Source organism: Hydrocoleum sp. CS-953, from assembly GCF_002260545.1.
In the GTDB taxonomy this organism is placed as follows: domain Bacteria; phylum Cyanobacteriota; class Cyanobacteriia; order Cyanobacteriales; family Microcoleaceae; genus Trichodesmium.
The window spans coordinates 1-8,507 of record NZ_LGSU01001245.1 but is presented as its reverse complement, the minus strand read 5'-3'; the positions used below and the strand labels follow the sequence as shown (position 1 = coordinate 8,507).

At 38.0% G+C, this 8,507-nt stretch carries 4 protein-coding genes and 2 pseudogenes; 3 read left to right on the top strand and 3 right to left on the bottom strand.

The features are described from left to right. The first annotated feature begins 706 nt into the window (after window positions 1–706). Window positions 707–1,378 (top strand): Npun_F0813 family protein, encoded by a 672-nt coding sequence (locus tag AFK68_RS21410; RefSeq protein WP_094674915.1) that lies wholly within the window; start codon window positions 707–709, stop codon window positions 1,376–1,378. A gap of 389 nt (window positions 1,379–1,767) precedes the next feature. After that, the gene (locus AFK68_RS21405; RefSeq protein WP_094674913.1) at window positions 1,768–2,733 is read left to right on the top strand and encodes a hypothetical protein; all 966 of its coding nucleotides are present in this window, start codon (window positions 1,768–1,770) and stop codon (window positions 2,731–2,733) included. A gap of 8 nt (window positions 2,734–2,741) precedes the next feature. Here AFK68_RS21405 and AFK68_RS21400 read toward each other — a convergent pair whose 3' ends face one another. The 3 genes and pseudogenes from AFK68_RS21400 to AFK68_RS45955 form a co-directional block, all read right to left on the bottom strand. Continuing rightward, window positions 2,742–3,476, bottom strand: coding sequence for a phytochelatin synthase family protein (locus tag AFK68_RS21400; RefSeq protein WP_210407544.1), 735 nt, complete (start codon window positions 3,474–3,476; stop codon window positions 2,742–2,744). A 299-nt stretch (window positions 3,477–3,775) separates the two neighbouring features. Then, window positions 3,776–4,495, bottom strand: a pseudogene (gene dapB / locus AFK68_RS21395) (4-hydroxy-tetrahydrodipicolinate reductase); the annotation flags it as partial. A 207-nt stretch (window positions 4,496–4,702) separates the two neighbouring features. Next, a pseudogene (locus AFK68_RS45955) lies at window positions 4,703–4,810 on the bottom strand (4-hydroxy-tetrahydrodipicolinate reductase); the annotation flags it as partial. 1,605 nt (window positions 4,811–6,415) lie between these two features. Here AFK68_RS45955 and bchI point away from each other — a divergent pair. Then, window positions 6,416–7,522 carry a magnesium chelatase ATPase subunit I gene (gene bchI, locus AFK68_RS21390; protein ID WP_168186588.1) on the top strand — a complete coding sequence of 369 codons (1,107 nt, stop codon included), beginning with the start codon at window positions 6,416–6,418 and terminating at the stop codon, window positions 7,520–7,522. Window positions 7,523–8,507 lie beyond the last annotated feature (985 nt).

Here is an 8,507-nt window from a genome sequence, read left to right as displayed (position 1 = left end):
GTCTAAAGATAATTATCAGTTGAAATGACAAAAAAATAGAAAAATTGTAAAAATGCCCAAAGTTTGAAAATTATGACACTGGACTTGATATAATTTTTTCCTGGCCATAGATTTAGAAGTTAATCTCTAAATCTAATACTATCAAACTTAATTCTATACCTCAAACGTCATAATTTTCACAAGAGTTGTAGTTGTGTGACCTAAAATAAGGTATTAGGATTTTGTGAAAAGGTGAAAATAGAAGGAATTTTAATCAAATGAGTATCGTGGGGCAAACCGTTATTGACAGCAACAAATATAAAACATAGGGAGGTAAGGACATTCTTTTCTGAGATAGTGGGCGTGTCCGACGGGATACCGGGACTGGGAAACGAAAAGCCCACACTATAGGATCGGCTTAGTGTAGGAGTATGTCACAGTAATTATAGGTAATAGTAAGTCTATAATTAGTGATAGTAGCTCTATAAACAAAGTCGAAATTACTATATATTATCAAGTGGCGAGTTTCAACAAGCTCATATACTCTACTATGGAATTTAGTCAACAGTTAAGACAAAGTAAATCTATAACTAGCTTTAAAATGTGTTTCCCAAAATGCCTATAGTTTTATTGAAAATCATCCCATATTTAAAATAAATCTATGCTAAAGGGATTACAATTACACCAAAAGTACCCCAGGTGATGATGGGAGTCTAATTAAAGTGTCATGTTTATTCTGAAAAGGCAAGATGTTGAAATTACAAGTATTCCACACCCAAAGCGGGATCAACAAATCCCTATTCTTAATTATCAAGGACAAACTTTTCGCTTAATCAATGTATTTAAGGCAGAGCAAGCAGAAGAAGCAAGGTCTTTCTGGCGAGATTTAACAGATAATCATGGTAAAGCTTGTGTTTTACTAGAGGAACCTGAGCGATATAGTGTTTGGGGTAAAATCCGCTTGGATCAACTTAGCAGTGAGGACTCAAAAGAAGAGGAAACTGTTCCTGCTGCTTGTATTCAAGGTTGTTTGTTGCTGGTACAAGCAGTTTACTTTGATGTAGAAGATTTATTAGGTAATAGACAGGCAAAGTCCTTTTATAAGGATTTTACCAAAGTCCTTAAGCAAAGAAGCTTTCCTAATACAGATTCCCCCGATGCAATTAATGCTTTATTAACTGTCGATCCTGTAAAAAAATTACAACTACCTTCCTGGCGAGAGGTTCATCTTTATACTTTATTACAAGAAGTCCATCGTTTAGGAGAAGAATATTTTGGTAATTCCAATTTTGCTGAAGGTATTGACGAAATCATAGAACCTATGGCTAGTTCAGAGAGAACTCAGTTTATGGCTTGGCTGAATCAATTTCCTGAAGGTAAAAGATGGGCAATCAAGTAATTTCAACAGCTTCCTAATAGAAGTATTACTTCTTGATAGAAGCAAAAGATTTATCTTGGTTTATCTCAAATAAAATGTTGCTAGATAATAAGTTTGCTCTTAAATTGTATTTAACTATGTTTAAACGGCATTTAAAATAGTATAGTCAATCAATGTTTATTGTGATTAGTATAGATAATATTGATCGACATTGATATTAATTAATAATCTCAATCAAAAAGTATCAATTTCCTGGCCAATAAAACCCTGAAGCTAGCACTATTTTTTGACTTTATCAATCTATTTTTCCCTTCTTAAAATACCATTGATAAATTTGAAAAGAGAACTGAAAGTGTTGAGCAATGGGGATAAAATGTTTATTAAAAGTAAAGCTTGATGAGAATATTCCTATGAGCAGCACTTCAGAAAAATCATCTACCCTTACTAAGTCCTTATTTTCAGCCCAGACTATTGTAATTACAGGTCTTGTCTGGGGTGTAGTAGCCCTATTATTTTTCCTACTATTTAGTGTGCCTCTACCAGGGGAAGAATTACCGGAGTGGTACTCTGTTGGGACTTATATATTTGAACTAGGAGCTTACTTACTAGCCTCCATAGTTTGCTTAAGAAACTGGCAAAGTCCTCAAATGGTTAGTGGTCGTAATGTTTGGATGGGTATTGGTTTAGGATTATTATTTTACTTTATTGCTGGTGTTGTGTTTGGTTGCTGGGAACTACTTTGGGAACTAGATCCTGATGTGTCAATGGCAGACATTTTCTATGTTGTTTCCTACATATTCTTAGGTTGGGGTATGACTTTAGCTGTAACTTCCAAGCGACTAAATCTAGAATTTTGGCAGTGGGGAGTTTTGGCTGGAGTAGCAGTTGCTGGAATTGCTTTGGCTATTTGGGTGGCTGACCCTTCAATTTTTGGCCTATTGTTTAGCCCAGATGCTACAGCTTTGGCAGAAGTAGATATAGAAGAAATAGAAGAGGTATCGGCTAATTTGGCTCCATCTTGGGTTATTGCTATAGACGAGAAGTTAGAACCTTTTGCCTATTTTGTGAATTTATTTTATATTATTGCTGATGTATTTTTACTAATCATTGCTACAGCTTTACTTCTGGCATTTTGGGGGGGGCGTTTTTCTCAGTCCTGGCGTATGATTGCCGCTGCTACATTTTCACTATATATTGCTGATATGTATTTTAAATGGGCAGATACTTATCTTGAAGGAGATTATGAAAGTGGAGCTTTATTAGAGGTATTCTTTGTATTTACTGCGATTCTGTTTGGAATAGGTGCAGTCCTAGAGTACGATATTTCAACCCGTTCTCGCCAGAGTAGACGAAGTAGACGAAGTAGTTCTTCTTGATTGGAAAATTAGGTCTCAGAGGGTCGAGAAATCAAGACAACACCTCGTGTCTTTTTAGACACTGGATCTATTGTATTTGTTGATTCCCACAGAGTCTTTGTATTCACCCAAACTGGAGGATATTTGTAGCGGGATACATCCAGAACCAAAAATTGGTCACTTTCCTCATTATAAGCAGCAATGGGGGAAATGTGACCTCCTCTTTCTTGGCCAATCGTCCGGCGCAGATAGTTAATTAGTACAAAGTTGTTACTATTCTCTAAATTATCACGAATTATCTGTCGAAATTGCTGTATACTAATGTCGCCACCATATAAAGTTTCCACTTGAACTGGATATGTAGCAATTAGGTAAGATAGTTCTGCCAGGGTCATCCCCTGCCTAGCAATAAGATAACGTGGGATAACTTTCTCAGTTTTCTCATTAAAAATATTATCCTGAGTGAAATAGCTTTGTGGCCAGGGTGAGGTAACTTGGACAGGAACTTCCAGGGCATTGAGTACCATAACCACACTCGCAACACCACAAAATGCAGCGTTTTTCTGGGAAACAAACTGACTCATCAAAGGAATGTAGTCTGCCTGGGCTTCGCTTTTCTGGAGCAGGATTTGGCCTTCAGGGGAGAGGAGGGAAATTAAGTTTTTGGGTAGAGGTAGACGTTGAGCTTGGAGGGGCATGGCAGTGACAACCAAGCTCATGGGCAGGATGACAAAACTAGGCCGAAGGTGCTGGAAGATAGTCATTTCTAGTTATCAGTTATCATTTATTCACTACCTCTGGTTGAGGCATTGGGATTGAAATACTAGGCGCGTTTTTTTCATCCTCTTAAAAGGGGAGGCTTGAGACCTTATTTTTTGCTCATTATAAGAGAATAGTGAGGATGAAAAAAAATTGACCAGGCACTGAAAAGGGAACGCTTAAGACCAAATTATCTTTGTGGCCGTGACCTGCCAAGGTAGTCAGTTAAGAATTAATCTGCAACCTTTGATAGACAATTCCTAAAAATGTCTAGGATTGGCTAGGTTTTTCCAAGGTGTTAAATCTAAAGTATCTTCTCCAAACCATAGATAAGTTTGGTTAAAGATTGGACTTTACGAATAGCTAACAAAACTCCAGGCATATAGCAAGACCTATCTGTTGTATCGTGTCGTAAGGTGTAAATTTGACCAGGCCCACCAAATATTACTTCTTGATGAGCTATTAACCCTGGTAAACGTACACTATGAATACGAATTCCTTCATCTGCTAAACAACCTCTAGCTCCTTCTATTTTTTCTGTTTCTTCCACATTGGGTACATTATAGGTTTTTCCCAATTCTGATAACATTTCTGCAGTTTTAATTGCAGTACCACTAGGAGCATCAGCTTTTTGATTGTGGTGTAATTCGATAATCTCTACATGATCGAAATGCTGGGAAGCGGCGATCGCTGCTTGTTGGAGCAAAACCATACCAATAGAGAAGTTAGGAATTATTAATGCACCAATACTGGCTTTTTCTGCAAATTCGGCCAAATCCTGAATTTGTTCTGGACTAAGACCTGTAGTTCCTACCACGGGTCTGACACCATAGGCAATAGCAGAACGAACATTTTCATAAACACTATCTGGGTGAGTAAAATCAACCATTACTGCTCGTTGTTTTTCTTGAGCTGCCATGACTAAAATTCCCTGTAAATCATTAAGAACAGGTACTTCTAGGGGTCCACAACCAGCTACCTCACCGATGTCTTGACCTATGTATTCTGGTTGTCGCTCTATTGCNGGTCTGACACCATAGGCAATAGCAGAACGAACATTTTCATAAACACTATCTGGGTGAGTAAAATCAACCATTACTGCTCGTTGTTTTTCTTGAGCTGCCATGACTAAAATTCCCTGTAAATCATTAAGAACAGGTACTTCTAGGGGTCCACAACCAGCTACCTCACCGATGTCTTGACCTATGTATTCTGGTTGTCGCTCTATTGCACCTAAAAGAGTCATGTCACTAGCATTTGCTACAGCTTTTATTACTTCACGACCCATCTTACCTGCTGCACCACTGACAATTACTGGAGTAGAAGTTTGGCTTGTCATTTCAGTTATCAGTTATCACTTATTAAGTTATCAGTACCTCCGGCTGAAGTTGGAGGGTTGAAAATCGGAAATTTATTTTTCCAAAAATATTCCAAGATAACCTTATTATTTTAGCTCATTTTTGGATTTGCTACTTAAATTCAGATGAAGTAATACCGTTTCACGGAAGTTAAAATTCCAAAGTCAAAAGTCATGCATTATGATTTTATAGGACCCCTAAGCATATCTCCAGAAAATAGGTAGTCAGGAGAAGCAATTGATAAAAAATGGGTAATAATTGATTGGATGATTGGATGAGTGGGAGATATCTAATACAGCCCATCTCCTCCACTCCCCATCACCTCCTCTACTTTTAAATATATCCGTTCAGGAGTTCTATAGACTCGAAACTTTGACAATACAATAATTTCAGGAAATTATTTCACATCGACAGTTTTCAACTATTTGTAAAATCTTTAAAGTGAATTGGTATCATAAACATTTAACACGAAAATGAACGGGAGCTTGGTAGCCCCGTCGCTTCAGCACGGGGAGGAAAAGCGACTCGGCGGCTTGAGCCGCTGTAAGACGGNTAACACGAAAATGAACGGGAGCTTGGTAGCCCCGTCGCTTCAGCACGGGGAGGAAAAGCGACTCGGCGGCTTGAGCCGCTGTAAGACGGTGTATAGTTAAGATGTGAGTAACAGCAAACGCCTACGCGACGAAGCACTTCTAGTCCCGGAGAAATACCGACCCTCTAAGATTGCATTGCGTTAATCCTCTAGTGAGCGGGTAAATAATTGCAGAATGTTGAGCGTATCGAACTGGCTTAGTGGTAGTGCTGGGAAAGCAAAACAGAAAAAAGTAGCCAGAAGCCTCGTGCCTTGGGCAGCGGGAGCAACTGGGTAGGGGCGCTTTGACTTCGCCTGCAAGAGTCCNACAGAAAAAAGTAGCCAGAAGCCTCGTGCCTTGGGCAGCGGGAGCAACTGGGTAGGGGCGCTTTGACTTCGCCTGCAAGAGTCCAATTCTGGGCTGCTTGTGAATCTCCGTCTCTTTAGAGCGGGGAGAGTCAAAAATCACAAATATAGTCTTATGTAGTTAAATATAGTCATATGGTCTCCAGGAATTTGGGCGACTATTGACATAACCTAACAATGTCTGTGAGCATAGAAAATTAAATAGCCTCAAGAGTCAACGATCTGAGTTCAATAGGGTGAAATTCCAGGACTGACACGCTACCTCTAGATACATAAGAACCTATGTCCAAGCCTCTGTATTATGACCAAGTAGAAATTGAATCAGGGAGATAATCAAATCAAAGAGGAAAAGAAAAAGTAGTCCCAAATGTCTTTGACCANATGACCAAGTAGAAATTGAATCAGGGAGATAATCAAATCAAAGAGGAAAAGAAAAAGTAGTCCCAAATGTCTTTGACCATGGGATAGAGAAGCCAGTGCGTTGGGCGGGTTCCCCGACTTGAAGCAACTGGCGCGGTGTTGTAGTTTACCCAGTCAGAGTAATACCTGCAAAATTAAGGATATGTCATATTTGACCATATTTTTATGAACTATAATTGTCCGTCAATGTGCCACAATAAAAATTAGTAATTAGAATTTAGAGTCTACTGTGAGTCCAACCGTTCAAGCCAATAATACGGTAAATACATCTGTTAAACCAGCCGTTCAAAGAGGTCGGGCTGTTTTTCCTTTCACTGCGATTGTCGGCCAGGAAGAAATGAAACTGGCCTTACTATTAAATGTAATTGACCCCAAAATAGGGGGTGTAATGATCATGGGCGATCGGGGTACAGGTAAATCTACTACCATCCGTGCCTTGACCGATCTACTCCCAGAAATTGAAATTGTTGTTGACGATCCTTTTAACAGCCACCCTTATGACCCAGATTTGATGAGTGATTCTGTGCGAGATAGATTAGCACAGGAGCAGCAAATTCCGATTGTCAAAATAAAAGTCCAGATGGTGGACTTGCCATTGGGGGCTACGGAGGATCGGGTATGTGGTACTATTGATATTGAAAAAGCCTTATCTGAAGGGGTTAAAGCCTTTGAACCAGGACTATTAGCAAAGGCTAACCGTGGTCTGTTATATGTTGATGAGGTGAATCTTTTAGATGACCACTTGGTTGATGTCTTGCTCGACTCAGCAGCAAGTGGTTGGAATACTGTGGAAAGAGAAGGTATTTCTATACGCCATCCTGCTCGTTTTGTACTTGTAGGTTCGGGAAATCCAGAGGAAGGGGAATTACGACCTCAGTTACTGGACAGATTTGGTATGCACGCCGAAATCCGAACTGTAAAAGATCCTTTATTACGAGTTGAAATTGTTGAACAACGTTCAGCTTTTGACCAAAATCCTCAAACATTTTTAGAAAAGTACAAATCACAACAAGAAGAATTACAAAATAAGCTTGTAGATGCTCAACAAAATCTGAAATTGGTGGAAGTTGACCATGATTTAAGAGTGAAAATTTCTCAAGTTTGTTCTGAGTTAGATGTAGATGGTTTAAGGGGAGATATTGTTACTAATCGTGCTGCTAAAGCTTTAGCTGCTTTTGAGGGTAATAAGGAAGTAACTATTGAAGATATTGGTCGTGTTATTACTATGTGTTTACGACATCGACTACGAAAAGATCCTTTGGAAAGTATTGACTCTGGAGATAAGGTGAAAAAGGTATTTAATCGGGTCTTTGGATTGGCAGAAGCAGAAGAATAATTCAAGAATTAATCTTTATTAATTGCAGTTGAATTTTTCAGGGAGAGGCAGGTTGATAAAAGCAGGTTTTTCATAAAAAATTGACTATTTAACAATGATGAAAAACTTGTATCATTGCTTCTCCTGATTTGATGAAAATATCAGTAAATTTTCAGATAATTCAGATAATCAAGAATATTAAATTGGCTAGTGCATCAGCAAAGTGTGGGATAAGTAAGTATGGCTGGGGAATATAATTTTAAAGGACTGATATATAAAGGTTAAGCGCATTTTTGGAGCAAAAAAAAGTGCAAATTTTTCAGTCTTTAAGACTAAAAAGTTAGGACGGCTGGCAGAGTTGCAAAAAAAGATGCAGCTACAATTATTCCTCCTACTTTCGGAGGTTTTCCGACACTTCCCACACTTCCTTGACGCACTACCTTAAATTTTATAGTACGGCAATTATTAAGAGGAAGAGTGAGAAGTCTGGGGAGTATTTTTCAACATAGATACCTATTTTTTCCCATATTTCAGAACGTATAAGTCTAAGTCAGTATTTCTGACGACTAAATGAAAAAAATTAATCACGGAAAAAAATACCATAAGGGTTATATATACAGTAGTTGAACTTAAAAACAAGACGTTTTTTCATCTGAAACTCCCTCAAAGAAAGCTTTGTCTCAATCTAAAGTTAAATAACTATATATAATTAGAGTTTGCCGATTAAATATAAAAGGCTTTATAGATAAATATTTCATAATTTTTAGGTCGGAAAAAAGTACGATTTTTTTGTTATAAAAAGCTGCAAAAAGTTAGGATTTTGGGTTGACGCGAGGCAGAAAAATAAAGGGATAATTCTTCTTCCTACCTCCTCTAATACCATTTATCAAAAACTTTTCTACATTTGATTGAAGTACAGGAGTAGGGGAGTATTCAATAATTAATAATTAATAATTAATAATTACCTCTTCTGTAATAGAAGGATTGATAGAAAGGAATTTTTGTT